20 protein-coding genes, 3 pseudogenes and 1 riboswitch are annotated in these 24,802 nt (G+C 65.4%); of the genes and pseudogenes, 11 read left to right on the top strand and 12 right to left on the bottom strand.

Annotated features, from left to right (window positions below; genetic code table 11):
* Positions 1-177 precede the first annotated feature (177 nt).
* Both H3O04_RS15460 and H3O04_RS15455 read left to right on the top strand, forming a co-directional pair.
* Positions 178-1,653 (top strand): DNA-3-methyladenine glycosylase 2 family protein, encoded by a 1,476-nt coding sequence (locus H3O04_RS15460; RefSeq protein WP_202587993.1) that lies wholly within the window; start codon positions 178-180, stop codon positions 1,651-1,653.
* Entirely contained in the window at positions 1,650-2,183 is a 534-nt protein-coding gene (locus H3O04_RS15455) for a methylated-DNA--[protein]-cysteine S-methyltransferase (RefSeq protein WP_077021683.1), read from the top strand. Before H3O04_RS15460 ends, H3O04_RS15455 begins: the two co-directional genes overlap by 4 nt.
* Before the next feature lie 13 nt (positions 2,184-2,196).
* Here the strand turns inward: H3O04_RS15455 and H3O04_RS15450 are convergent, their stop codons facing one another.
* Positions 2,197-3,015, bottom strand: a complete 819-nt coding sequence (locus H3O04_RS15450; RefSeq protein WP_084751236.1) for an AraC family transcriptional regulator — start codon at positions 3,013-3,015, stop codon at positions 2,197-2,199.
* Between the two features lie 78 nt (positions 3,016-3,093).
* Between H3O04_RS15450 and panB the strand changes: the two genes are divergently transcribed.
* The gene (gene panB / locus H3O04_RS15445; protein WP_202587992.1) at positions 3,094-3,948 is read left to right on the top strand and encodes a 3-methyl-2-oxobutanoate hydroxymethyltransferase; all 855 of its coding nucleotides are present in this window, start codon (positions 3,094-3,096) and stop codon (positions 3,946-3,948) included.
* A 29-nt stretch (positions 3,949-3,977) separates the two neighbouring features.
* Here panB and H3O04_RS15440 read toward each other — a convergent pair whose 3' ends face one another.
* The gene (locus H3O04_RS15440; RefSeq protein WP_006479823.1) at positions 3,978-4,469 is read right to left on the bottom strand and encodes an Lrp/AsnC family transcriptional regulator; all 492 of its coding nucleotides are present in this window, start codon (positions 4,467-4,469) and stop codon (positions 3,978-3,980) included.
* A gap of 156 nt (positions 4,470-4,625) precedes the next feature.
* On the opposite strand from H3O04_RS15440, the gene glmS reads away from it, so the two are divergent.
* Together glmS and H3O04_RS15430 are read left to right on the top strand one after the other, a co-directional pair.
* The gene (gene glmS, locus H3O04_RS15435; RefSeq protein ID WP_202587991.1) at positions 4,626-6,455 is read left to right on the top strand and encodes a glutamine--fructose-6-phosphate transaminase (isomerizing); all 1,830 of its coding nucleotides are present in this window, start codon (positions 4,626-4,628) and stop codon (positions 6,453-6,455) included.
* 537 nt (positions 6,456-6,992) lie between these two features.
* Complete coding sequence (locus H3O04_RS15430; RefSeq protein ID WP_202587997.1) at positions 6,993-9,140, top strand: TonB-dependent receptor; 2,148 nt, start codon at positions 6,993-6,995, stop codon at positions 9,138-9,140.
* A 147-nt stretch (positions 9,141-9,287) separates the two neighbouring features.
* On the opposite strand, the gene H3O04_RS15425 is transcribed toward H3O04_RS15430, so the two are convergent.
* The 5 genes from H3O04_RS15425 to H3O04_RS15405 form a co-directional block, all read right to left on the bottom strand.
* Positions 9,288-9,644 carry a hypothetical protein gene (locus H3O04_RS15425; RefSeq protein WP_202587990.1) on the bottom strand — a complete coding sequence of 119 codons (357 nt, stop codon included), beginning with the start codon at positions 9,642-9,644 and terminating at the stop codon, positions 9,288-9,290.
* A gap of 42 nt (positions 9,645-9,686) precedes the next feature.
* A riboswitch (SAM-I-IV-variant riboswitch) is annotated at positions 9,687-9,790 on the bottom strand.
* Positions 9,791-9,947: 157 nt separating this feature from the next.
* On the bottom strand, positions 9,948-11,300 hold the full coding sequence (locus H3O04_RS15420) for a sensor histidine kinase (RefSeq protein WP_202587989.1): 1,353 nt from the start codon (positions 11,298-11,300) through the stop codon (positions 9,948-9,950).
* 51 nt (positions 11,301-11,351) lie between these two features.
* Entirely contained in the window at positions 11,352-12,026 is a 675-nt protein-coding gene (locus H3O04_RS15415) for a response regulator transcription factor (RefSeq protein WP_202587996.1), read from the bottom strand.
* 8 nt (positions 12,027-12,034) lie between these two features.
* Positions 12,035-12,850, bottom strand: a complete 816-nt coding sequence (locus tag H3O04_RS15410) for a MipA/OmpV family protein (RefSeq protein ID WP_202587988.1) — start codon at positions 12,848-12,850, stop codon at positions 12,035-12,037.
* A gap of 310 nt (positions 12,851-13,160) precedes the next feature.
* Positions 13,161-13,976, bottom strand: coding sequence for a hypothetical protein (locus H3O04_RS15405; protein WP_202587987.1), 816 nt, complete (start codon positions 13,974-13,976; stop codon positions 13,161-13,163).
* A 295-nt stretch (positions 13,977-14,271) separates the two neighbouring features.
* On the opposite strand from H3O04_RS15405, the pseudogene H3O04_RS15400 reads away from it, so the two are divergent.
* From H3O04_RS15400 to H3O04_RS15385, 4 genes and pseudogenes are all read left to right on the top strand, one after another.
* Positions 14,272-14,836, top strand: a pseudogene (locus H3O04_RS15400) (virulence factor); the annotation flags it as partial.
* A gap of 72 nt (positions 14,837-14,908) precedes the next feature.
* Positions 14,909-15,167: pseudogene (locus H3O04_RS15395) on the top strand (PAAR domain-containing protein).
* A gap of 18 nt (positions 15,168-15,185) precedes the next feature.
* Positions 15,186-15,497, top strand: a complete 312-nt coding sequence (locus H3O04_RS15390) for a TrfB-related DNA-binding protein (protein ID WP_237666294.1) — start codon at positions 15,186-15,188, stop codon at positions 15,495-15,497.
* 156 nt (positions 15,498-15,653) lie between these two features.
* On the top strand, positions 15,654-17,132 hold the full coding sequence (locus H3O04_RS15385; protein ID WP_202587985.1) for an aminotransferase class V-fold PLP-dependent enzyme: 1,479 nt from the start codon (positions 15,654-15,656) through the stop codon (positions 17,130-17,132).
* A gap of 96 nt (positions 17,133-17,228) precedes the next feature.
* Here H3O04_RS15385 and H3O04_RS15380 read toward each other — a convergent pair whose 3' ends face one another.
* Complete coding sequence (locus H3O04_RS15380; protein WP_202587984.1) at positions 17,229-18,020, bottom strand: helix-turn-helix transcriptional regulator; 792 nt, start codon at positions 18,018-18,020, stop codon at positions 17,229-17,231.
* Positions 18,021-18,129: 109 nt separating this feature from the next.
* Between H3O04_RS15380 and H3O04_RS15375 the strand changes: the two genes are divergently transcribed.
* Complete coding sequence (locus tag H3O04_RS15375; protein WP_202587983.1) at positions 18,130-19,209, top strand: alcohol dehydrogenase catalytic domain-containing protein; 1,080 nt, start codon at positions 18,130-18,132, stop codon at positions 19,207-19,209.
* Between the two features lie 15 nt (positions 19,210-19,224).
* Here H3O04_RS15375 and H3O04_RS15370 read toward each other — a convergent pair whose 3' ends face one another.
* Positions 19,225-20,325 carry a DJ-1/PfpI family protein gene (locus H3O04_RS15370; protein WP_202587982.1) on the bottom strand — a complete coding sequence of 367 codons (1,101 nt, stop codon included), beginning with the start codon at positions 20,323-20,325 and terminating at the stop codon, positions 19,225-19,227.
* Positions 20,326-20,413: 88 nt separating this feature from the next.
* Between H3O04_RS15370 and H3O04_RS15365 the strand changes: the two genes are divergently transcribed.
* The gene (locus H3O04_RS15365; protein WP_011548378.1) at positions 20,414-21,424 is read left to right on the top strand and encodes a GlxA family transcriptional regulator; all 1,011 of its coding nucleotides are present in this window, start codon (positions 20,414-20,416) and stop codon (positions 21,422-21,424) included.
* Between the two features lie 89 nt (positions 21,425-21,513).
* On the opposite strand, the gene H3O04_RS15360 is transcribed toward H3O04_RS15365, so the two are convergent.
* From H3O04_RS15360 to H3O04_RS15350, 3 genes and pseudogenes are all read right to left on the bottom strand, one after another.
* Complete coding sequence (locus tag H3O04_RS15360; protein ID WP_226292281.1) at positions 21,514-21,906, bottom strand: 2-oxoglutarate dehydrogenase; 393 nt, start codon at positions 21,904-21,906, stop codon at positions 21,514-21,516.
* An 82-nt stretch (positions 21,907-21,988) separates the two neighbouring features.
* Positions 21,989-23,836, bottom strand: a complete 1,848-nt coding sequence (locus H3O04_RS15355) for a S10 family serine carboxypeptidase-like protein (RefSeq protein ID WP_202587981.1) — start codon at positions 23,834-23,836, stop codon at positions 21,989-21,991.
* Positions 23,837-24,535: 699 nt separating this feature from the next.
* Positions 24,536-24,802: pseudogene (locus H3O04_RS15350) on the bottom strand (ExeM/NucH family extracellular endonuclease); the annotation flags it as partial.

The following is a 24,802-nucleotide window of genomic DNA, read 5'->3' as shown; positions in this document are numbered from 1 at the left end:
TGCCGGTGCCGTGTCAGTCGGGGATTTCGATGAGTCATCTCAAATGAGTCGCGGTAAAAGAGACGACTGTTTCGCAAAGTGGTATTAACCGTTTTTCCCCTGTTTTTCCCGCTGCGGCGCGGCGCGCGCGCGGCAGCCGACACACATGTCCGATTCCAGCCAGAATCGACCGCGAGGATGGTTTACAGTCGTCCCATGCGCCTCGATCCCGACACCTGCTACGACGCCCTGCTTTCGCGGAACCGCCGCTTCGACGGCTGGTTCTTCGTCGGCGTCGCGACGACCGGGGTGTACTGCCGCCCGGTCTGCCCGGTGAAGCCGCCGAAAGCGCAAAACTGCAGCTACTACCCGACCGCCGCGGCCGCCGAGAAAGCCGGCTTCCGGCCCTGCATGCGCTGCCGCCCCGAACTCGCGCCCGGCCACGGGTTGCTCGACCTGTCCGGCAATCTCGCCGACGCGGCCGCGACGCTGATCGACGACGGTTTCCTGAATGCGCATTCCGTTGCCGCGCTCGCACGGCGCGTCGGCGTGACCGAACGCCATCTGCGCCGCATCTTCGGCGCGCAGTTCGGCGTGTCGCCGGTCGAGTTCGCGCAGACGCAGCGGCTGCTGATGGCCAAGCGGCTGCTGACCGATACCGCGCTGCCGGTGGCCGTCGTCGCGTCGACGGCCGGGTTCGGCAGCGTGCGGCGCTTCAACGACCTGTTCCGCCAGCGCTACGGCCTCAATCCGCTGCGGCTGCGCAAAGGGGCCGGTGCAGCGGCCGACGGCGACATGACCTTCCCGCTGCCGTACCGGCCGCCGTTCGCGTGGGCCGACCTGATGCGTTTTCTCGCGCAGCGCCAGATCGACGGCGTCGAGCGGATCGACGCGCGCGGTTATGCACGTATCGTCGAATTGCCGAATCGACACGACGGCGGCCGCGTCGCCGGCTGGCTGTCCGTCGCGCACGTGCCGCAGCGCTTCGCGCTGGCCGTCACCGTGTCGCCCGCGCTGACGCCGGTCGTACCGGCCGTACTCGCACGCGTGCGCCGGCTGTTCGATCTCGACAGCCGCCCCGACGTGATCGATGCGCATCTCGGCGATCTCGCGAGCGGCTCGCCGGGGCTGCGCGTGCCCGGCGCGTTCGACGGTCTGGAGATCGCGATCCGTGCGATCGCGGGCGAGCAGCTCGCGGCGGCGCAGGCCGATACGCCGTTGCTCGCACGGATCGCGGAGCGCTTCGGTCACTCGGTCGATGGCGCGCCGCCGGGCCTCATGCATGCACTGCCCTGCGCCACGACACTGGCCGCGCTGCCGCCTTCGGCCCTCGAAACGATCGGCATCGAGCGCGACACGGCGCACGCGATCGTGTCGCTCGCCCGCGCGGTCGACGACGGCACGCTCATGCTCGAACCGATGGCGCCGCTCGATGCAACGCTCGCCGCGCTGCGCGCGCTGCCCGGCTTCGACGAACGCGCGGTGCAGTACGTCGCGATGCGTGCGATGGCGTGGCCGAACGCGTTCCCCGCCGACGACGTGTTGCTGTCCGCCCGCACCGACCGCACCGACCCGCGCGTGCCATCAGCAGCACCGCATGCGGCGCGCTGGGCGCCGTGGCGCGCGTATGCCGCACTGCATGTGTGGCGCCTTCATGGAGATGGATTGCGATGACTCCCGCTCACCTGATTCCGAGCCCGCTGGGCGACATCGCCGTGCGCATCGAGGACGATGCGCTCACGGGCCTGTACTTCGTCGGCCAGAAATACTTCCCGTCGCTTGCGATCCTGAACGACGCGCACACGCTCGCCACGTCGCCGCTCGCCCGCCGGGTCGCGGAAGAAATCGCCGAATACTTCACCGGCGCGCGCGACACGTTCTCGGTGCCGATCCACCTGCGCGGCACCGCGTTTCAGCGACGCGTCTGGCAGGAACTGCTCGCGATTCCGTTCGGCGAACTCGTGTCGTATGGCGACATCACCGAACGCGTCGGGCTGCCGATGAGCGGCGCACGCGCGGTGGGCGGTGCGGTCGGCCGCAATCCGGTATCGATCATCGTGCCGTGCCATCGCGTGGTCGGCGCATCGGGCAGCCTGACCGGCTATGCGGGCGGCATCGATCGCAAACGTGCGCTGCTGTCGCTCGAAGGCGCAGAGCTTTCACGCGGCGCGCATCATCCGATGCAGCAGGCGCTCGCGTTCTGATCGACGAAGCGCGTCACGCGGGCAGCAGCGGCCGGCGCGCTTCACGCTTCGCATATGCGCCGGGTGTCATGCGGAATTTCGTCTGGAACAACGCGATGAACGACGACGTCGAGTCGTAACCCAGTTGCGCGGCCACCGTGCCGATCGGCTCGCCTGCATCGAGCAGCGGCAGCGACGCGACCAGCCGCACGCCCTGCCGCCATTCGGTAAACGACAGCCCCGTGTCCTGCCGGAACAGCCGCGACAGCGTGCGCCGCGTCGCGCCGACCTGATGGCCCCATTCGTCGAGACTGCGCGTATCGCCCGGCGCCGCATGCAACGCGCGCGCGATTTTCAGCAGGCGCGGATCGCGCGGCAGCGGCACCGTGAGCGGCGCCGGCTGCATGCGCGCGATCCGATCCGCGATCAGGCACACGAGCGCACCGTCGGGCCCCGCCTCGTCATAGTTCACCGGCAACTCGCCGGTCGCGATCACCAGTTCGCGCAGCAGCGGCGTCATGCAGAGGATCGTGCAATCGTCGTTCACGTCGCTGCGCGCAATGGCTTCGTCGAGATACAGGCTGTGGAACGCGACGCAATCGCGCGTCGACACCGCATGCGGCACATGCGGCGGAATCCACATCGCGTAGTGCGGCGGCAGCAGTTGCCGGCCCGACGGCGTCGACACCTCGAGCACGCCGCTCGTCGCATACATCAACTGCGCCCACGGATGACTGTGCGCATCGACGCTCACGTTGCCGGGAATGCCGAACGCGCGCACGTACAGCGGCCTCGGCAGGCGCGCCATCGGCGGCACCGCGTAAGGGTCGCCGGGTTGTCCCGCCAGCAACATAAGACGTCCTCCGAAGGTCATTGCACGAACGCACGCGATGCTACCGTGGCGGCTCCTTTTTTCACACGGCTTCCGCCCATGAGCGTTCATACCCGCATCACCCGCAAGACCGTCACCGCGATCCGTTCGACCAAAGGCATCGGCAGCCTCGTGTCGCTGACCGCGTACTCCGCGCCGATGGCGAAGCTCGTCGATGAAGTGGCCGACGTGATCATCGTCGGCGACTCCGTCGGCATGGTGCTGTACGGAATGCCCGATACGCTGCGCGTCACGCTCGACATGATGATTGCACATGGGGCGGCCGTCGTGCGCGGCGCCGCGCAGGCGTGCGTCGTCGTCGATCTCCCCTTCTCCACGTTCCAGGAATCGCCCGCGCAAGCCTATCGCTCCGCCGCGCGGCTGCTCGCCGAAACCGGCGCGCAGGCCGTGAAGCTCGAAGGCGGCTGCGAGATGACCGACACGATCCGCTTCCTGACCGATCGCGGCATTCCGGTGATGGCGCATGTCGGCCTCATGCCGCAGCAAGCCAACGCGACGGGCGGCTTCCGTGCGCAGGGCATGGACCCGCGTTCGGCCGCGCAGGTGTTCGATGCCGCGTGCGCGGCCGAGCGGGCCGGCGCGTTCAGCGTCGTCATCGAAGGCACCGCCGAAGCGCTCGCGCGCCACCTGACCGAAACCCTGACGATCCCGACGATCGGCATCGGCGCATCGCCCGCATGCGACGGGCAAGTGCTCGTGACCGAGGACATGATCGGCGCATTCGATGCGTACACGCCGCGCTTCGTGAAGCGCTACGCGGATGCGAACGCGGTGATGCGCGACGCGATCCGCCAGTACGCGCACGACGTGCGGCAGCGCGTGTTTCCCGAGCCCGCGCATTGCTTCGGATACGGCAAGCCGCTGCAACTGGCGGACGCCGCCGCTGCCGCGTGATGCCGGACGAACGACGCGGTGAACTCACGTCATGTGCGCTTGCGCATCGCGTGCGCGACCCGCGCGTTCGCTTCGAATTTCGCGCGATGTGTCGAGAAAAACGTTCGCACGTTGCGGACGTTCGACGCACCGGTGAACAGCCGCCGCGCGAATTCGTCGTATTCGGCGACGTCGGCCAGATCGGCGATCACGACGAAATCGGGCCCCGGCGACACGCGATAGCACTGCGTGACGGCAGGCTCCGCGCACACGTACGCTTCGAACGCGTCGTAGTCTTCGGCCGTCTGCCGGTCGAGGCTGATCTCGATCAGCGCGGTAACGGCCGTGCCGATCGCGACCGGATCGAGCACCGCAACCTGCCGGCGGATCACGCCGGCCTCCGTCAACCGGCGCACACGACGCATGCAGGTAGGCGGCGACGACAGCGCGCGCTCGGCGAGTTGCAGGTTCGATACCGATGCATCGTCCTGCAGGATCGCGAGGATGCGCAGGTCGAGGTCGTCGAGAGTGATGCCGGCCATCGGCCACTCCTTCCGGTTAGCGAGTGAAATTTAATTTCAACATGATAGACGATCATCCGTTCGTTTCATATTTGTTTGTTTTTTGAAATTTAATTCCATTTCACCGGCTCTACCATCGCTCTCACTGATCCAGACAGGATATTTACGGAGCGCGATATGTGTGGAATTGTCGGGGCGGTTGCCCAGCGGGACATCCTGCCGAACCTCGTCGACGGCCTGAAGCGGCTCGAATACCGCGGCTACGATTCGTGCGGCGTCGTGGTCTACCGCGACCGCGCGCTGGCGCGCGCCCGCAGCGTCGATCGTGTCGCGAACCTGCAGCGCGAGATCGCCGAATTGGCGTTGTCCGGTTACACCGGCATCGCGCATACGCGCTGGGCCACACATGGCGCGCCCGTCACGCTCAACGCGCATCCGCACTTCTCGCCAAGCGACGCCAATGCGCGCATCGCGCTGTCGCACAACGGGATCATCGAGAACTGCGATCAACTGCGCACGGAACTGCAGGCGCACGGCTATGTGTTCGCGAGTCAGACCGACAGCGAGGCGATCGCGCATCTGATCGACCATCTGTACGACGGCGACCTGTTCGACGCGGTACGGCGCGCGGTCGCGCGACTGCGCGGCAGCTATGCGATCGCGGTGATGTGCCGCGACGAGCCGCACCGGATCGTCGGCGCACGCGACGGAATGCCGCTCGTCGTCGGGGTCGGCGAAGGCGAGAATTTTCTGGCGTCCGACGCGATTGCGCTGTCGGGTATCACCGATCGCATTGCGTACCTGGAGAACGGCGACGTCGCCGATATTCAACTGCATCGCTACTGGATCGTCGACGCGGCCGGCCAGCGCGTCGAGCGCGCGGTGCAACGCGTCGCCGCACATAGCGGCGCGGCCGATCTCGGATCGTATCGCTACTACATGCAGAAGGAGATCTTCGAGCAGCCGCAGGCCGTGGCCGATACGCTGCTCGACGTTTCGTCGATCATGCCCGAGCTGTTCGGCGACGGCGCGTGGCGCGTGTTCAACGACGTCGATTCGGTGCTGCTGCTCGCGTGCGGCGGCAGCTATCACGCGGCGCTGACCGCGAAGTACTGGATCGAAAGCATCGCGAAGCTGCCGGCCAGCGTCGAGATTGCCAGCGAGTTTCGTTATCGCGACAGCGTGCCGAATCCGCGCACGCTGGTGGTTGCGGTATCGCAGAGCGGCGAGACGGCCGACGTGCTCGGGGCCGTGCATGTCGCGAAACGCAGCGGGATGATCCACACGCTCGCGATCTGCAACGTGGCGACGAGTGCGCTGATGCGCGAATGCGCGCTGCAGTTCGTGACGCGTGCGGGAGTGGAGATCGGCGTCGCTTCGACGAAGGCTTTTACGACGCAGCTCGTCGCGCTGTTCCTGCTGACGTTGTCGCTGGCGCAGGTGCGCGGGCGGCTGAATGACGACGACGAGAAGGAACATCTGCGGGCGCTGCGGCATCTGCCCGATGCGATGTCGAAAGTGCTCGCGCTGGAACCGCAGATCATGGCGTGGTCGGAGCTACTCGCGCGACGCGACAACATGCTGTTTCTCGGGCGCGGGATGCATTATCCGATCGCATTGGAAGGCGCGCTGAAGATGAAGGAGATTTCCTATATTCATGCGGAGGCTTATCCGGCGGGTGAGTTGAAGCATGGGCCGCTGGCGCTCGTCAGCAATGAAATGCCGGTGATCGCGGTTGCGCCGAATGACATGCTGCTCGAGAAGCTCCGGTCGAACATGCATGAGGTCAGCGCGCGGAACGGGCGGCTCTTCGTGTTCGCTGACGTGGACTGCGGGATCGTGCCGGGTGAAGGGATCGAGGTGATTCGGCTGAATGAGTATTACGGGCCGTTGTCGCCGATATTGCATACGGTGCCGATGCAGTTGCTTGCGTATCACGCGGCGTTGGCGCGGGGAACGGATATTGATAAGCCGAGGAATTTGGCCAAGTCGGTGACGGTGGAGTGAGGGGGCGCTTCCCCCGCACGTTGTTCGGCAAAAATGAAAGGGGCCCGCGACCGTTCGTAAAAGCGTTCCGACGAAGAGTCCATATTCCCTCAAGCAAGTTATGGGCGTGGGATGAAAGCTTTTACCGTGATCTGTGTACTTCGTGCAAAAACCGGCTCGCGGCCTCGTCCTTTTGGCGCCGTGACAGGGCGTGAGCCGCCACGGAGCGCTTCTTCCGCGGTATAGCCCTACCGCAGCGACACGGCGCTGGATGCGACTTGCGATGCAGTTCCGGAGCGAGCCGCCAACGAGAACAACCGTTCACCTGAACGCGGGGTCAATGGATTCCTCTCCCCCGGATCTGCGGCGTTCTTCTCGCTGTTTACCGGCACGCTTTCGTCCATTCCGGCCTTCTCGCCGGAAGGTCAGGAACGCATAAACATCAGACAAAACAAAGATCTACCTGCCAAGCAACATTTGTTGACCTTCCTTTCCTTTCAAATGATAATGCGTCGCGTTTTCAAATTACGAACCATTACACATAAGACAGGTAGGGAGATGAAGCGAGCAATGCATCCGGCACGACGTGCCGTCCTGACGGCAGTCGCCTGCCAGCCGATCATGGTGGGCGCTGCGTTGGCACAAGACGCCGCGTCGGCACCGGCGAACCCGGCGGCCGACGCGCTGCCGGCCGTGTCCGTCAGCGCGCGTTCGATTCGCGATCCCGGCGAGGGCTACAACCCGCCGAGCGCGGTCAGTGCGACCAAGATCGACGCGCCGCTGCGTGACATCCCGCAAACGGTCAACGTGGTCACGGCGGAAGTCATGCGCGATCAGCACGCGAACTCGTTGCAGGACGTGCTGAAGAACGTGGCGGGTGTGGGGTTTTCCACCGGCGACGGCCAGCGCGACCAGGTGACCATTCGCGGCTTCTCCGCCATTGCGGACCAGTTCGTCGACGGCATACGCGACGATGCGCTGTACTTCCGTGATCTGTCCAACGTCGACCGGATCGAAGTCGTCAAAGGCCCGGCGGCCGTTCTTTATGGCCGCGGCTCTTCAGGTGGACTAATCAACCGCGTGACCAAGAAACCCGGCATCGACGTAACCAATCTTGGTGTGAGTTACGGCTCGTGGGCCGACCGGCGCGTCGAGGCCGACGTCGGACGCGTGCTTGGCAACGGCGCCGCGGCATTCCGGTTCACCGGTGCGCACGAGGAAGGCAAGAGCTATCGTTCGCAGCAGTTCCTGAACCGCACGGCCATCGCGCCGTCGGTGGAGCTGCGCATCGCGCCCAGGACCACCGTATTGCTGCAAGCCGATTATCTGGAGGATCGGCGCGTGACGGACTTCGGCATTCCGGCCTACAAGGGGCGGCCGGTCGACGTGCCGGCATCGGCCTATTACGGCGCGGCCAATGCGGGCGAAGTCGACTACACGCAATCGCGTGTCTATTCGAGCACCGCGACGATCAAGCACGAGTTCAACGATCAATGGTCGATCCGGAACGCTACTCGCTACTATCACTACTCGCTCGATCGGAACAACACGCTCGTCGGTAGCGTCAACGAGGCTAACCGGACGTTCACGCTGAATCATGGCAACGTCTATCGTGAGGAACACGGCTGGTTCAACCAGACCGATCTCACGCAAAAGACCATGCTGTTCGGCATGAAGCACGAGTTGCTGTACGGGATGGAATTCGGCCAGCAGAACAAGGATCTCGTCAATTACTCGGCGCCCGTCGCGGGTGCGAACGGCAAGCCGATGAATTTCGACCTGTTCGCGCCGGCCCTGCCGACGCTTCCGCTCCATACGTCGACCACGCCGGCGGCCAACAACCTCGGCATCTTCAAGACGCTCGGGTTCTATACGCAGGACATGATCAGCTTGAACGCGCAATGGAAGGCATTGCTCGGTATCCGGTACGACCGCTTCGAGCAACAGACGATCGACCGTCGTCCGAAGCAGCCAGGCCTGTCACGCACCGATACGGCCTGGAGCCCACGCGCCGGCCTGGTCTGGCAGCCGACCGCGACACAGTCGTATTACGTGTCCTGGAGCCGTTCGTTCCAGCCATCCGGCGAAGCATTTTCGCTTGCGGCCAACAATGCGGAACTCGCCCCTGAAACCACGACGAACACCGAGATCGGCGCGAAGTACGACTGGCTGGACGGTAAAGTCACCACGACGGTATCGGTATTCAGGCTGGATCGCAGCAACATCAAGATCGCCAACGCGACCAATACGGCGCTGATTCCGATCGGCGAGCAGCGGACCGATGGCGTGGAGCTCAGCGGTGCGGCGGAACTCGGTCACGGCTGGCGCGTCCTGGCTGGCTACGCATATTTGGATGCGACCGTCACCAAGTCGACCGCGGCGCTGCAGGACAAGCGTGCGACGCTCACGCCGCGCCATTCCGGCAACCTGTGGCTGACGAAGAATCTCGGCAGCGGCTTCGGTGTCGGCGGCGGCCTGAACTTCGTCGGCGCACGCATGGCGGACCCGCAGAACACGGTGACCCTGCCGGGCTACGTTACCGCCGACATGATGGCCTGGTACGCCCACGGGCCGATGTCGCTCCAGTTGAACCTCTACAACCTGTTCAACAAGCGCTATATCGTCTCCGCGCATGGATCGAGCCCCAATCTCAACATGCCGGGCGCGCCGCGCAGCGTGATGGCGACGTTGCGGTACGAAATGTAGGCATGCAGCCCCGCCGGCGGCATTCCAGCACGCATCGGTCGTTGCGTCCATGGAATTCCGTCGGCCATACATGCCGCGAATTCCGTGACGGCCGCAGTTCGCCCACCCGGTGCGACGTTGCTGTCTTCGACGACGCGAATGCCTCGTCTAGCTCTCGCTCCCCGATGCATTTCTGCCCACTGTCGAACCGCTCCGCACGAAATGATGCTCGACCTTCGTGCGAAGCACCCCCTCCAGCGCGGCAAGCCGTTCACGCAGCCGCACCGCTTGCCCTTCCGTCATCTCGCCGAGCACGATCTTCTGTTCGAGCACGTCACCACAGCGCGTGATGGCCCACCGATCGACCGTAGCCGTTTCCCCTTCGAGCACGGCCGCCGCGGTCGAAACGATGCCCGGATTCCGTCTCGAAACGAGATGAACCGTATGCGTCAATGTGAAACCGGGAAGAAAATGCGACCAGTCTTCACAGACCGTCGGGTGGGAAGCGGAGGAAACTTGGCTCATGGTTGCTCCGGATGAATGGTTATCGAACCGGTGCCAGCCATGCTGCTCCCGTTTCGTTGCCGTCAATCGGCCGCATCGCCTCGAGGGCGTCCACCTTGCCCGGGAGGGCAGGTTGGCGTCGGGAAACCCGACTCTGGATGCTTGATTTCTCACGTTCGGCATTCCGAACATGGATTCATTATATCGAAAAATCGGCGGCGAACAAGGAGTCTGTGAAAAGCAGTACTTCTGCGGGACAGGCGCCCCGCCCGCCCCACCACCATCGAGCGCCTCGTATGAGGGTCGGAATCCCGTCATATCCGGCTAAAACCAGACACTGAACCGTGTCCCCGTCGCCAGCACATCGACCGTCAGTGTCCATTGATGGGCCTCGGCAATCTCCTTGCAGATGGCCAAGCCGAGCCCCGCACCGTCATACCGCGAATCCGGCGCCCGCCAGTATCGGTCGAATAGCCGAGGAAGATGTTCCCGCCGAATCCCCGGCCCTTCATCTTCGACATGAATCGCCGTATCAAGAACAGTCAGCACCACGACCCCGCCCGACGGCGACGCATTGATCGCATTCTCGAGCAGGTTCTTGAGCAGGATGAAAAGCGCCCCGCCGTCCGCGCGTATCGGCGACGCGGAATCGCGCGCTTCGATATGAAGCGTCACCTGCTTCGCATCGGCCTTGCCGGCCAGCAAGCTCACGACGTCCCGCGCGACGTCGGCACCATTCACGTCGCCGAAACTGAAGTTCTGCGCCTCGCTGACTTCAGCCAGATGCAGCAGTTGCTTGACCTGCCGGGCCATCAGATCGATCTCGCGAAGCAAAAGCGCCTTCTGGCTGATGTCGGGCTGCAACTCGATCTGCCCTCTGACCAGCGTGAGCGGCGTCTGCAACTCGTGCGCGGCATCGGCCAGAAACTGCTGCTGCACCGCGAAGCCATTCTCGAGCCGGGTCAGCGCGTCGTTGAACGCATCGATCAGCGGCTTGATCTCGCTGGGAATCCCGGCTGACGACAGCCGCGTCTTCAGGTTGCGCGGCTCGATTTCCCGCGCGGCACGCGATACCTCCCGCAACGGCTTCAGCACGTGACCGATCGTCAACGGCAGCGTCAGTCCGAAAATGACGGTCGCAATGACCAGCACATAAACGACGGTCTTCGGGATCGGATCGATCCGCGTCCTGACGAGCGCATCGACGAGTTGGTTGCTGTGCGCCACCTGCACGTAATAGACGACGCTCCCGTTCAACGCGCGCTGCGTCGCGACCGCGTACGCCTTGCCGTCGATCGTGGTGGGCAGCACCTTGCCTGCCACCGTCGCGAGGTCCTCTGTCAGCCACGGTCGATCGTCGCTCGAGGGCACCGACGCCAGCAACACCTTCCCCGTCGCATCGAGCACCCGATACTTCACGTCGGCCGGCAAGAGCCGGAACATCACCGCCGGATGCTCGCCCAATCGCACGGATGCCGGGCGCCCGGCCGCATCGAAACGCATCCCGGCCACGATATGACGGATGCTCTCCATCTGCTGGCGCCGTCCCAGGAACTCGGGATATCGATCCAGAAAATACACGGAAAGCGCGGACAGCAGCGCCAGGCTGATGGCGAACGCGGCGACGTTGGTCACCCACAGACGCGTCGACAGACGCAGGACCCAATGACGGAACATGGCGGTTTTCTTACGAGGGAGTAGCCACGTGCGACACGCGGCGAAGCATCGTCATGCGTCCCGCAGCGCGAAGCCGGCACCGCGGATATTGGTGAGCCGCATCGTCGCGCCGATCGCCGTCAGTTTCTTGCGCAAGCGGTGCACGGTCACCTCGAGCGCGTTCGGCGTGACCGCTTCCGCGAGCCCCCATGCGGCATGCTCGAGGTTCGAATGCCGGACGGTCCGGCCCGCGGCTTCGATCAGGCAGAGCATGATCTGCAGCTCGGCCGGCGCCAGCAGCACCGTCCGGTCGCCACAGCGCATCGCGCGCTGGGGAGGGTCCACGGTCACGTCCGCGAACGACGCGACGAGCGTCGTGAGCCGCGCCGGGCGCCGCATCAGCGTGCGCACGCGGGCGACGAGTTCGCTCATTTCGAACGGCTTGGTCACATAGTCGTCGGCGCCGCTTTCGAGTCCGTCGATACGGTCATGCAACGCGTCGCGTGCCGTCAGCATCAGGCAAGGCATCATGCGGCCCGCCGCGCGCAGCGTGCGCAGGAACGTCAGGCCGTCTCCGTCCGGCAATCCGCGGTCGACGATCAGCAGCGCGTAATCGGCCCGGTCGATACCGTAAGCGGCTTCCCGGGTGTTGCCGAACCGATCGGATTCGATTCCCGCCGCGGCCAACGCCTGCGACAACAGGCCGGCCAGGCGTTCGTGATCCTCGACTATCGCCACTCTTGGCATGCTCGCACTCACTTGAACCGATACATGTAGCCGATCCGGGCCTCGGGAATGAACCGCCTGCCGACGAGCGGACTGTCGGTGATGCCGTCGCCGAGACGCGACACGCCGACGTCCACAAACATCGTCTGCTGCTTCGTCAACCGGTAGTCGACACGGGTGCCGGCCGACACGTTCACGGCCGAACCCGCGCTGTAGGCGGCGCGCCACGCACGCGCCTCGGATGGTCGCACGCCGTAATAGTAGTCGACGTATTTGTTGCTCAGCCATTCCGCGCCGACATGCGGCGTGATCGAGAATGCGCCCAAGGCGAACGCCTTCTCGAAGCCGATCTTCGCGCGCTCGCCCTTGTTGCCGCCGAGCAGGAAGCTGCCCGACAACGTGCCGAAGCCGGTGTTCCATGACAGCGCAGGGCCGTACCAGAACGCGCCCTTGCGATTTTCCATGCCGTTCAGGATCGGCGCATCCGAGCCCTTGTATCCGTCGAACAGCGAGAACTGGCCACGAAGCGCGAGATTGACGCCGCTCCAGCTACCGATTTTCAGATCGACCGTGGTGCCGATGGCCTGCACCCACTTGTTGTCGAAGTAGACCAGCGGAAAAGGCAATACGCGGGTGCCGTCGCCCCTGTAGGCCGAGGGCTCGACGCCGACGCCAGCGCCCAATCCCCAGTGCGTGACGTTCGTCGCGTTGTTGAGGATGGTCAGCCCCGTATTGTCTGGGTCGGATGAGCTCATGCCGTCGTCCGCCCACGCGGAAACAGATGAAAGTGCGAATGAAGCGGCAATCAGCCATAACGGGCGTGCGCGGCGAGAGGCAATTTTCACAATCGTTTCCTGGGGGTCGAGGTCGAAACGGGGGCTACTGTAGGACCAGTCGACTTACCGCTCACTTACCAGGAAAAATATTGTCTAAGGACAGGACCGACTTTGGTTATCGCATCGCCACCTGACATCGTAACCAATCATGCACAGTGCTTTCTCGGCCAACAGGAATTCGGACTTACCGACGACTTGGTCAATGCAGTGTGCACCCAAGCGTGCAAATCTCTCCCGCTTGACGGCTCTTCGGGCGGATGGCTTCGGTGATCCTGTCCTTTCCTCTCCGCGCGCCGGCATGACCGCCCACCGAAACCCGCTACTTCGACAACCCCAGCTTCTTCGACACCACGACGCCGCTCGACGGACTCACCAGCCAGATGTCGCGGAGATCCATGTGCAACGTGGAGATCTTCGTCGAAATGTCCGTCGGCTCCTCGATACTCGGGTCAGCATGTTCGGTTTGTTCGGTCAGGTAGGGCCGAACCAGGCGTCCGGAAAAAACGAGTGCGAAGTCGCCATGCGTTTGCGCGTACTCCGCGGGCGAAAGCCGCATGCGGCTCCGAACCGTAGTCTTTTTGCCTTGTCCGGCCTCGAGTTCGATGATGTCGACGTGCTGGATGTACCCTTTTGCCTTCGCTTCCGGTGCAATCACGAGCCCGCGCCCTCGCGGCCCTGTCGTCACCTTGTGGAGCAGGATGCCTGCCCGGCCGTCGCGCTCCGCATCGAACAAGTCGACATCCAGCGTCAGCAGTTGCCGCCGCGGCCGGTATCTCACCCCGTACCGCACCGGCACCACGAACGTCATGTCCCGATCCAGACCGACGGCCGCCAGGTCGGGATTCGTCGGGCCGTGCCGGCCGGCGGCACCGGACACCGCGCCGCGAACCCGGTCGCGCAACGAAGGTGGGAGCGTGCTGACGTGCACCTTCTGCAGCGCCTCCCGGATGGCAACTGGATCGTCGCCGACGATCGGTCGTGCCGGTGACGTGTCGTGATCAACAGCCGACGCGACGTGCGTCGAGCCGTCGACAACCTCCCTCTCTGCATGCGCCGAGGCTGGCGCCAGCATCATCGCCACGGCGACGATGCACGCAAAGCGCGAACAACCCAATTTGAATTTCCGGTGAAACACGACGAACCCCCGATTGCGTCCAGATCGATCAACGACGAGCACTATAGGGTGGAATGATCGGCAACGCACCCGCCGTTCGAAATTCGCCGATGCCGGCATGCCTCGTTATAGGTTCCTTGTCGGCCCGGCGGCACGTCAATGGCCAACACAACACTACCGCGCTGCCTTGGCGACAACAACCGACGGAAAGCGAGCAGCGGCACCCATCGAGCATCTGCAAACGCATTGCGCGGCATCGCCTGACTCGCGGAATTCGTCCGAATCTAGCCCGCCATTCACCTGTGCAACCGAACCATCCGGCGGCGGATTTAACACCGAGCGTGAGCCGCTCGCCTGGATCAGCAAGCCCGCAACCGGCAACACGCATGATTTTCCGCAGAAGGTCGGCACGACCCGCGCCGTGCAGGCGTGGAAGACGGGCATCGGCCAGGCGGCACGCAACGCCGGCATCGCGGCCGCCGACCTCAACTCCGTCGTTCACGACGCAGGTAAGGGCAGCGACGCATCGTCGGCACGTCTTGCCATGCGCTCAAACCTTGACCGAAACCCTCCCCGAATACGACCACCGCAAACAGACATTCAACACGGCAGCCCTACTCAGCGACATGGGCACACGCAGCGCATTGACCGACGTCGCGCTCGCCATCGGCCGGATCAATCACTTCGGCGGCAACGCACGCGTCGCTGGCACGACCGATCCGGAGCACCCGGTCGCAGTCGTCGTCCTGCCGCCGTCGAAGCTCACACCGATCGATCCCGACAAGGACTGGTTCCGCGCACGCGGCGGCAACAATGCCTACCTGCCATGGTGGGGACGTCGGCACGATACGAATTACGGCATGCAAGGCTATTCATGGTGATGCACACCGGCGCGGCAAATCGCTTCGTCCGTACGTGAACACCGAGTCAGACCATTTGGAGGATGGAATCCTATGCGGGGAATTATCCGGGTAGAAGACAAGCATACCCACGGCGGCCGGGTCGAATCCGGCGCCCGAAAAAGCACGATGATGCGACGCGCGGTCGCCCCGTAGCGGCGACCCGTGCTCATGTCCGATTCACGGTGCGTGCGAGATTACCGAAGGCGACCCGAGCTTCGACATCGAAGGCCGGCCCGCCGCGTTCGACGGTCACAAGACTTCGTGCGGTGCGGAATTGATCTCGTCACTTCAACATTCGGGGCGGATCTGAATGCCGACGACCCGACGCATGACCGCCGAACAGTTCCGGCTGTTGCGACTGCACACTACGCGGACCAAGCCGCTGAACCAGTGGGCTTTGCACGAGATTTTCGTGAAAGGCAGATCACAACGGGCGCTGGCCGCCGAACTCGGCATGACGCACTCCGCGATGTCGCAACTTGTACGAAAAGCCTGGCGACGCTATCTGGAGTTGCCGAGCAACGCCACCCGCCTCACGACGCTCACGATCACGATTCCGTCGAGGTACGAGCAGGCGCTGCTGGCATGGGTGCGGGATGCACACCGGTTGTCGCAAACCGGCCCCGATACGGCGACGTAATCGGCTCAACCCATTCACAGAGAAACAAATTCCCCCATTCGCTACATATAGAAAACACAATTCCGCATCCAGCCCAATCCCCAGCCAACTTTGGATCCTTTTTCCCTTCTGTCCCCCGTATCATTTCCGTCACTACGCAATCAGCAAGAGACGGACATGAGCGACACCACCCCGCTGCACTACCTCGACTACGCAGCCACGACCCCCGCCGATCCGCGCGTGATCGAAGCGATGACGGCCTGCCTCGGCTTCGACGGCATCTTCGGCAACCCCGCATCCAGTTCGCACGCCGCCGGCCGGCTCGCGAAAGACAAGGTCGAGCACGCCCGCGCGCAGGTCGCCGCTCTCATCGGTGCGGATGCCGACGAGATCGTCTGGACGTCGGGCGCCACCGAATCGAACAACCTCGCGCTGAAGGGCTATGCGGAACACGCGACCGGCAAGCGCCACCTGATCACGAGCCGCCTCGAGCACAAGGCCATCCTCGACACGATGGCGAACCTGTCGAAGCACGGCGCGCAGGTCACCTTCCTCGCACCCGATGCGCACGGCGAAATCACCGCTGACGCGGTCGCGGCCGCGATCGGCCCCGACACGGGCCTCGTGTCGCTGATGCTCGTGAACAACGAGATCGGCACGCTGACCGACATCGGCGCGATCGCCCGCATCGTGCACGCCGCCGGCGCGCTGCTCCACGTCGACGCCGCGCAGGCGCTCGGCAAGACGCCGATCGACGTGCGCGCGCTCGGCATCGACATGATGTCGATGTCCGCCCACAAGATGTACGGCCCGAAAGGCATCGGCGCACTATTCGTGCGCCGCGAGATCGCGAGCCGGATCGCACCGCAGATTCATGGCGGCGGCCACGAGCGCGGGTTGCGCTCGGGCACGCTCGCGACGCACCAGATCGTCGGCATGGGCGTCGCGTGCGCACTCGCCGCGGAAAAACTCGACGGCGAAGCCGCACGGATCGCGGCGCTCGGCGCGCGGCTCATCGAAGCGCTGTCCACGCTCGGCGACGTCACGCAGAACGCGGCCGCGGCCCGCCGCATCCCGCACACGCTGAGCCTGACGGTGCACGCGCCGGGCTTCTTCCCGTTCATGCTCGGCGATGCGCTGGCCGTGTCGTCCACCTCCGCATGCAATTCGACCAGCGGCGCGCCGTCCCACGTGCTGACCGCGATCGGCCTCGATGCGGAAACGGCCGGCCGCACGGTGCGCATCAGCTTCGGGCGTTTCTCGACCGAGCAGGACGTCGACTTCGCGATCGGCTGTTTTGCGCGGGCGATCGAGCAATGTCGGGCCGCGGCGGCGACCGGCTTCACCGCGTCGCGGCAGATCACGCCGGCCGACCTGAAGGCGATCCGCAATGCCGGTTTCCGCGCGGTGATCTGCAACCGGCCGGATGGCGAAGGCGACGATCAGCCGGCGTTCGAGGAGATCGCCGCGGCCGCGCGCGAACTCGGCATGGACGCGCGCTACCTGCCGGTCGAGCGCGACCGCATCGGCGACGCGGAAGTCGACGCGTTCGGCGCGCTGGTCGACGCACTGCCGAAGCCGGTGCTCGCGTATTGCCGCAGCGGCAGCCGCTCCGGCATGCTGTGGAATCGGCTGTCCGCGCGACGCACGGCCTGAGCCGCCGCTCTTCCGCCGTTACGCGTAACCCCTGCGTTCACGCACGAAGCCGATGCCTCGCTGCGTGAACGCCGGATGGCGCCGGTCACTTCCGCCTCACGTCTGTTCATCGCCGCTCACCGGCGTATAGATCGCCAGCTTCAGCGCGGGATCGTCGTTCGCCTGAAACGTCGCGTACTCGTAGCGCTGCGTGCCGCGTCGCGCATGCACGAGCACCTTCTCGCCCGACACGCCGCTGCGCACGTCGTGCGCATCCCACCACTGCGCGAACTCGCCGCTGCCGGTGCGCAAGCGCGCCACCAGCGCGACGAACGCCGGGTCGCTCGCGTAGAGATCGTGGTTCGCGCGAAACAGCGCGATCATCCGGCGCGCCTCGTCGGCCCAACTGGCGGCGAACAGCGCACGCGCGTACGGCGCCTCGAACATGTAGACGAGGATGTTGCGATCGGCTGGCGCCAGCCGATCGAAGCCGAGCAGATCGGCCGCGGCCGCATTCCACGCGAGAATGTCCCAGCGCCGGCCGGTCACATACGCGGGCTGCTGAAGATGCGCGACAAGCCGCGCGATGGTCGGCGGCACGCGTTCCGGCACGAACGCACGTGACGCATCGCGCCGCGCGAGCATGCGCAGATGCGCGGCTTCGGCCTTGTCGAGCCGCAACGCGCGCGCCAGCGCATCGAGCGTCGCATCCGACGGGTTGACGTCGCGCCCCTGCTCGAGCCGCACGTACCAGTCGACGCCGATGCCCGCCCGTTCCGCGACTTCCTCGCGCCGCAGGCCGGGCGTGCGCCGGCGCGGGCCGTCGTGCAGGCCGACGGCATCCGGGCGCAGCTTCTTGCGCCGCGAGCGCAGGAAATCGCCGAACGGGGTTCGCGTGGTGACGGTCATCGGGTTCGCTCCGTGCAGGGTGGTACCGGCCGATCCTGGGCTCGCGCCGGGCCTTGTTGCCGATTCTAAGCCTGCCAGAATCGACGCGTCCCTACCCCGAGGAAGCGTCATGAAAGCTGCGATTCTGAAGTCGCTCGGCCAGCCGCTCGCGATCGAAACGATGCCGGACCCCGTGCTCGGCACCGGCGAAGTCGTCGTGGACGTCGTCGCGACGCCGGTTCTGTCCTATGCGCGGGAAGTGTTCAGCGGCGAGCGCCGCTATCCGATCGAGTTGCCGATGGTGCCGGGCTGCGGCGCGATCGGCCGGGTCCGGCAAACCGGCCCCGACGCGACGCAACTGCAGCCGGGCGACTGGGTGTTCTGCGACCCGACCGTGCGCTCGCGCGACGATGCGCGGATGCCCGACATCGTGCTGCAGGGCTGGAGTGCGCGCGGCGAAGGCGGCAAGCAGTTGCAGCGCTATTTTCACGACGGCCCGTTCGCCGAGCGGCTGCGCGTGCCGACCGAGAACGCGGTGCGCATCGGCGCGATCGCGCCGGCCGACGCCGCGCGCTGGTGCGCGCTCAATACGCTGCTCGTGCCTTACGGCGGCCTGCTTGCGTCCGACCTGCGCGCCGGCGAAATCCTGCTCGTCAGCGGCGCGACCGGCAATTTCGGCAGCGCCTGCATCGCGGTGGCGCTGGCGATGGGCGCGCAATGCGTGGTCGCGCCCGGCCGCAATGCACGCGTGCTGGCGGATCTCGAGCGCCGCTTCGGCGACCGCGTACGCACGGTCGGGCTGACCGGCGACGAAACCGCGGACCGCATCCGCATGCAGCAGGCGGCGCCCGGGCCGATCGACTGCGTGATCGACCTGATGCCGCCGTCGGTGCCGGCGACGACGGTGCGTGCCGCCGTGATGGCCGTGCGTCCTTATGGACGCGTGGTGCTGATGGGCGGCGTCGGCATGCTCGGCGGAGCCGGGCTCGAGCTGCCGTATCCGTGGATCATGCGCAACGACATCACGCTGCGCGGCAAATGGATGTACCCGACGGAAGCCGTGACGCTGATGACCGGGCTCGTCCGCGGCGGGTTGCTCGACCTCGGGCATTTCGACGTGACGGTTTTCGCGCTCGACGACGCGAACGACGCGGTCGTGCATGCGGCGGAACATGGCGGGCCATTCAGGATGACGGTGATCGCGCCGTAGCCTGCACGACGACCGCTACTTCGGATACTCCAGTTGCAACGCCACCCAGCTGGACGTCGCGTCGTCGTAGCGCGCCGCGATATCGGCAAGCACGCCGGGCAGCGCCGAATCGCCCCGCCGGCCAGCGGGTATCGTCACGCGCGCGTGCCGGACATCGGCCGGCTGCACCAGCAACCGCAGCCCGTGCCTCGACTCGACCACGCTCGCATCGGCCGTCGCGACGACGTCACTGCGCCAGGTCCGCCCCCATGCGTCGGCGGTCAACGCAACCGTGAGTTCGTCGAACCCGCTTTCGACCGGAAGATCGAACGTCTCGTGCCGCCAGAACGCGAGGCGGTTCATCAATGCGATCGCCACCACGCGCGCGGTCAACCCGAACCGGCCACCGTCGTGACCGTCGCTCCATGTCTGCACGCCGAGGCCCCGCGCTGTCTCGCGCGCCGCGCTCGGTCCGGCCAGCACACCCAGCAATGCCAGCGAAGCGGGAATCGATGCGGACACGCCGGTCGTCGTCATGACGTTGCCGTCCATCACGTAGCGACGATCGTCGACCCATTTCGTCTCGGTGAAGCGGCGACTCAGGCCCTCGCGCGAATACCAGTGCGACGTCGCGGTGCGCTGCCGCAGCAGGCCGGTATTCGCGAGCACCTCGGCACCATCGCAGATCGCCACCATCGTCGCGCCGGCAGCAGCCTGCTTGCGTAGCCAGGCCAGCACGGCCGGCCGGTCCGCGCGATGCAGCGCGGGAACGATCACGACGTCGGCGCCCGCGGGCACCGTCGCGTCGAACCGGTCGAACGTGGTATCGGCCAGCATGCGCAGGGCGGGCATCAGTTCGACCGTGCCTTCGTCGGCCGACACGGCGACGACATCGGCGGCGCCGGAGCGCTTCAGAATCGCGTACGGAACGATGAAATCGGTCGTCTCCGTGCCGGCGTTGTCCGCGACGATCGCCACGAGCGGCCGCGTGCGGCCCGCCTTCGGCATGGCGATCGTCAGCGTCCGGGCCGCCGCCGGCGCATCTTCCGCCATCGCCCGCGTCGGCCCCCCCAATGCCCACGCACCCAGCAGCCCGCACACGAACAACACCGCGCTGCCTGTCTTCCGTTCCCGCATCGTCCACCCGTATCGATCGATTGCATGTCCGGAAAATTACAAGGATCATGCTCGCGGTCACAAGGACAACTCCACCGCACTTTCCGCCATGTCCCAGTCAACCTGTTCGGCACGCGACATCGTCGTCGTCGGCTTCGAAGGCGTCCAGTCGCTCGACATCACGGGGCCGATGGAAGTGTTCGCGGTCGCGAACCGTCATCTTCCGGCGCACGCCGCCCCATACCGGCTCACGCTCGCGTCGCAACACGGGGACGACATCGTCACGCACGCGGGCCTGCGCCTCGCCGGCGCGGCCGCACTGGCGGCGCTGCCCGCACGAATCGACACGATCATCGTCGCGGGCGGCGATGAAGCGGCGCTGCGGCACGCCGCGTCGGAAGCCGGCGTGCTGCCGTGGCTCCGCACGCGGATCGCGGACACGCGGCGCATCGCGAGCATCTGCACGGGTGCGTTCGTGCTCGCCGCCGGCGGATGGCTGGACGGCAAGCGCGCGACCACGCACTGGAACCAGTGCGCGACGCTACAGGCGCTCTGTCCCGACGCGCGGATCGAACCGGACGCGCTCTACGTGAGCGATCCGCCGTTCCATACGTCGGCCGGCGTGACGGCCGGCATCGATCTGTGTCTGGCACTCGTCGAGGCGGACTGCGGCGCGCCCACCGCGCTCGCGGTCGCACGCGAACTGGTGCTGTTCATGCATCGTCCCGGCGGACAGGCGCAGTTCAGCGTCGGGCTCGACATCCAGGCTCGTGCGACGCCGCGCATGCGTTCACTGCTCGCCGACATCGCCGACGATCCGGCCGGCGACCTCGGCGTCGCCGCGCTGGCCGCGCGAATGCACATGAGCGAACGGACCTTCGCGCGCAATTTCTTCAGGGAGACCGGCGTGTCGCCCGCGCAGTACGTGCTGGCCGCGCGTGTCGAGCGAGCGAAGGCGCTGCTGGAGCGGGCCGACTGGCCACTCGAACGGATCGCGGAACGCGCGGGATTCGGCAGCGTGGACGCGCTGCAGCGTGCGTTCGCGAAACGCGTCGGCGCCTCGCCGCGCGACTATCGCGCGCGCTTCGGGCCGCGACGCGAGAAGCGGCGGAGGGAATAGGACGCCGGCCGATCCAGCGCCTGCGCCCGCCGACATTCGGCGGCCCGCGCGACCGAAAGCCGCGCCGGCCGCCGCCCTGCCCGGCTACGTCACTCGTCCTGCTGTTCCTGCTGCGCCTGCACCTGCCGCTGCCGGATGAACTGCCGGACATCGCTCATCGTCACGCGGCCGGTGTGCTTCGCATCGATCTCGTCGAAGTGCTTCGACACGAAGCCGAGCCCGCTGCTCTGCGCCTGCGCCTTCGTCACGGCCGCGCCGTTGCTCAGCACGGTATTGCCGCCGAGCCGCGCGTCGACGCGCTGTTGCGCCTGCTGTTGCAAGGCCGCGCCGGTCGACGGCAACACCGGCGCCGCGCGCGTGGCCGGAAAGAACGGACCGTCGACACCGCGCCCGCCGTGCGGCAGCTTCACCGGCGCCACCGCCTGCGGCGGCAACGCATGGGCACTGCTCATCACGGCACCGAGCACGATCAACGGAGACATACGCCGCATCAATTGGATTAGGGACATGATCGCTCGCATTCAATGGATGAAGAGAGGGTTCCTTTGATAAGGACTCCGTCGCTCAAGGGGTTGCCGCCAGCGTCGTCGCGGCGGTCGCGCCTGGCGTGCTGCCGGTCGGGACGCTCGGCGGGTTTTCATCCGGCCACGGCGGCGGCAGCGTGTGCAGCGTCAGCGCCGTCGGAATCCGCGCGCCCTTGTAGAAGGTCTGCAAATCCCGCTTCATCTGCGGACGGGCGACGTCGTCCAGATAGATCATGTGACCGCCCTGGAAGAAGTTCACCTGCAGCTTCGGATTCAGGCCCTTCACCGTCTGCAGCCGCGCGAGTTGCTTCTCGGTGCTGAAGAACGGCGTCGCGAGATCGTGGAAGCCGTTCTCCGCGAGCACGCGAAGCTTCGGGTTGAGCTGCAGCGCGCCGAGCAGATCGGGGATCGTGTCCGGCATCGGCTGGCCGTCGTGCGAGAAGTCCCACACCTCGATGATGTTGTCGTTCAGCGGCAAGTACGTCGCGTTCGGGGCCGTATAGCCGAGGTAATCCGGCATCTGCGTCGCGAGCGCGTTCGTGAACGGCTGCGAGATCAGGATGTCGGACGGATCGCCGTCGTTCTGCAGCCGCGGGTCCGCATTCGGCAACGACACGCGCCCGTCGTACCGGCCGATCGTCGTGCCGGGTAGCAGGCTCGTGCCGAATGGATTCGCGTTGAAGTAACCGCGCAGCGCCTGCTGCGTGAGGCTCGACGGGATCGACCACAGCTTGAGCGTCGCATCGCTCGGGAACACCGGCGTGCCGAGCGCATCCGGAATGCCGAGCTGGCTCAACACCCACGACTGCGAGTACTTCTGCAACTGGCTGTAGATCAGCGTCGTGAACAGTTCCGTCTGCAGTGCGTACAGATCCTGGTTCACCGGCGCCGGCGACACCTGGTTGAAGTACGCCGCGACCGCCGCGTAGCCGGGCAGATAGCCGGCCACCGTGTCGGTATCGAGCAACAGCCCTTCGGTCGATTGCGTGATCGCCACCGCTTCCACCGCGTCCGCGAAGTAGTTGAGGATCGCCGACTGCAGCACGATGCCCGTCAGGTGCACGCCGGCCGATTCGAGCGCGAGCGCGAGCATGTCGGTACGCGGCGTGCCGTACGATTCGCCGTACAGGTAGATCGGCGACGTGCCGCGGCTGTTGACGTTCAGGTAGCGCTGGATGAAGTCGCGCATGATGTTCACGTCCACGTCGGAACCCCAGTACTTCTGGTTGGTGTTCGGCAACACGGCTTCCGACAGCCCGGTGCCGGGCGGGTCGATGAACACGAGGTCGGTGGTGTCGATCAGGCTCTCCGCATTGTCGACGAGCGGGTAGTTCGGCCAGTTGTTGCCGAACAGCGGATCGGGCGTGGCCACGCGGGTCGGCGCGAACGAGCCGAGGCGCAGCCAGATCGACGACGAGCCGGGCCCGCCGTTATAGACGAACGTGACCGGGCGCGGCTTGCCGTTCGTGCTGGGCGCGGTGTACGCGACATACGACATCGACGCTTCCGGGTTGCCGTTCGCATCCTGCGCGGTCAGGTGGCCGGTGGTCGTCGTGTAGTCGATCGTCTTGCCGCCGCCTTTCCACTGGTAATGCATGACGGCCGCTTTCTCGGACACCTGCGACGGCGCGAGGCCGTCGGTCGCGTTCATCGAGTACGCGACCGGGTCGACGTACGGCTGGTTGGCCGCAGGCGCCTGGGTGCCGGCCGCCTGCGCGCTGGCCTGCTGGCTCGCGGTGGCCTGCGCGAGGCTCGACGCGCCGACGGACGACGAATCGTCGCCACCGCATGCCGCGAGCGCCAGTGTCATGGCGATCAATGCGCCTAGCCCGGCCAGCCGGCCGCGACGAACACGGCGGCTGCCGGTACTGCTCCTGTCTGGTTTCATTCTCTGCCCTTTGATTTCGGATACCGCGTCACAAAGGCCGCCAACGCCCGCGACACGCGCAAGCTGACCCGCCACTCGCGTTGCACGATCGGCAGTCGGCGGTTGGGGATGGGACTGCTAAGAGACTGAACTTGATACAGACACAGCAAACTGCTGGCGAGAATGATGCCCGGACGCGCCCCCTGCAGTTTGGACAACTTTTGTATGACTGAAACCTGAGCCATGACAAAAATAGGCGGTGCTGCGCCGCGTTGTCAAAGATCATTCGGATATTAAAAATCCCGCAATGATGCGAAGGGCGGACAGTGTCTGGAATTTGAAAGAAAACGGAATTATTCGTGCAAGGCGGGCTTTATCGGCTATGTCACGCCGAATATTTTACTTTTTCGGCACAACACGGAAGCCTTTCCTGCATTGGCGCAACGCATCGAAAGCCTTCAGATCGACAGGATTATTCTTTCAATTTTATTATCGCCAATCGATTAAGACGATGCAGCAGCATGCACACGTCATTCGATGATTCTTTCCATTTCAATCGCACTTCAATCGAAGTATCGATGTGCACCGCATCATCCATAAAATACCGGTTCGATTAATTGTTCACGGCATTATTTACCCGGTATTCGAACGGCTTTCCGGAACGGGCGCGACGTCCGGCATTGCCGCACATCGCGCCCGTCACCAAGACTCAAACCACGCTTACTTTCCGCCGCCCGGCAGCGCGATATCGATCAGCACCGGATCGTGATCCGACGAACGATACGCATCGGCCGCGTAGAAAGTCTTCTGCTGCTCGGCCGATTTGTACGCAAGCGTGTACTGCAGCGCGAGCGGCTCGTCCGCGTTGATGTGCCATTCGTGCACGGCCTTCACGTGCGACGCGAGCGGCAGCGTCGCCAGTGCGTGGTCGAGATAACCGGCTTCGCCGTTGTACACGTAGCTGTACGCATTGGCGCCGATCCAGCG

The organism is Burkholderia sp. KCJ3K979 (assembly GCF_016759955.1).
Taxonomy (GTDB): domain Bacteria; phylum Pseudomonadota; class Gammaproteobacteria; order Burkholderiales; family Burkholderiaceae; genus Burkholderia; species Burkholderia orbicola.
The sequence above is the reverse complement of the archived record's forward strand: the minus strand, read 5'-3'. Positions and strand labels throughout refer to the sequence as shown.